Source organism: Desulfosporosinus sp. OT (assembly GCF_000224515.1).
Lineage (GTDB): Bacteria > Bacillota > Desulfitobacteriia > Desulfitobacteriales > Desulfitobacteriaceae > Desulfosporosinus.
Genome location: NZ_AGAF01000228.1, coordinates 1 through 1494, shown reverse-complemented (window position 1 = coordinate 1494; position 1494 = coordinate 1). Strand labels below are relative to the sequence as shown.

General features: G+C 35.4%; 1 protein-coding gene. It reads right to left on the bottom strand.

Going from position 1 to position 1494, the window contains the following annotated elements; all coding sequences use genetic code 11:
* Positions 1-883: 883 nt before the first annotated feature.
* On the bottom strand, positions 884-1234 hold the full coding sequence (locus tag DOT_RS21125) for a YlbF family regulator (RefSeq protein WP_009623342.1): 351 nt from the start codon (positions 1232-1234) through the stop codon (positions 884-886).
* Positions 1235-1494: the final 260 nt, after the last annotated feature.

The window sequence follows — 1494 nt, the reverse complement described above, 5'->3', positions numbered from 1 at the left end:
CTTTTCTTTAGCTCCAAAGCATGACCTATTAATTTAATCGTAATAAATTGCACAAACTCTTCTAATTGTGACCTTCTAACAAAATAAGATTAGCACTGAAGTCATAGCAAGTCAATATGACTGTATTAATATATCCTATGGTCAATTCACGCTCTCACAAATATTCATGTCACAATTACTGGGATCCTGTAACTTTATATTACCCATTATCCCTTCACGATGTATACAAAGTGCTATAATCAAGGAATTGTCCGTGAATTTAGGACTAACCTCTTAGGAATACCCCAAACAACACCCACATTAGCCATAATAATTACGAATTAAGAGGCCGGAAAACCTTCAAAATAGGCAACATTTCCTTCCAATCCAACCAGCTCTTAATTTTAAGCACTTCATTTAGACTACTCTCTATAAAGAAATAATCTAAATAGATACTGCCAAAATCCGCTACTTATAGACAAACGAGAATTCTATGGTTATGCCTATTAAGAAAGCAATAATCTGTTATGCACCAGGTCGATGTGGTTCTGGCTAACGGGCTCACGGAACCAAGAAAGTTCGACTAGCCTTCGCCAGCTTTATTAGTAGTATGGACAAAATTTTCATTCATCCGTGGTGCCTTGCAGAGGCATGGGAGGTCTGATTAGTATTAAAAAGAGGAAGGATTCATCGTAGCCTATGAATCGCCTCCCTCTTTTTAAACGCATATTAAAACGTCAATAGTCAGTATAATATTTTAAGTATTTCATGTGATAATAAATGTTCTTTTAATTCCCAGTATGTACTGAAAATTAGGTGTTTTTATACTTGCCTTCGGATTATGCCGAAGTGCAGTCAAAACGCCTTTGATATATTACGAGCAGTCAGGATTTGAATCTAATGCTCATATTTTTTCGATGCTTTTAATTCCGTCTTTAATGTTTTTTGAGATCTGCTCCATAAACTCTTGGAATTTTGTATTAGCATTATTGGATATCAGTACTTGAGGATTTTTTAAGCATACATTTTCTAGTTCTGTCATTGCATCTTGTTCTTCTTTACTTAATTCTATTCCAGCAGCTTGCTTGCCATAATGTTCTTGCTTCATTTTCTGTAAATCTTCTACTAATTTACGTGCTTCTGGATTATGAAGAAGATCATGCTCTGCTTTCTTAAAGTCTTGGTACATGGGCGTAAGAGCGATCGATTTTCCGAGTTCAGTGCTCTTTCGCATAATCTCTTCTATTTGATCCATATCCTTGATTCCCCCTAAATAAATTTTAAAAATCTATCCAACTGATTTAAAATTACCAACCCTGCTCATTCATTACTCCTTATCAAAGGAAAACCTTAGATATTCAAGCTAAACATCGTAAGCCTGCCACAATTATTATTTAAGCATGCTTACGATGTTTAAATCGGGGGATGGAAACAAACTTCATACCACCGAAATTTGCAACCATCCCCTCTGTTAATCAGCTATTAGAGACAGCTCTATTACGACCTATCACAAAA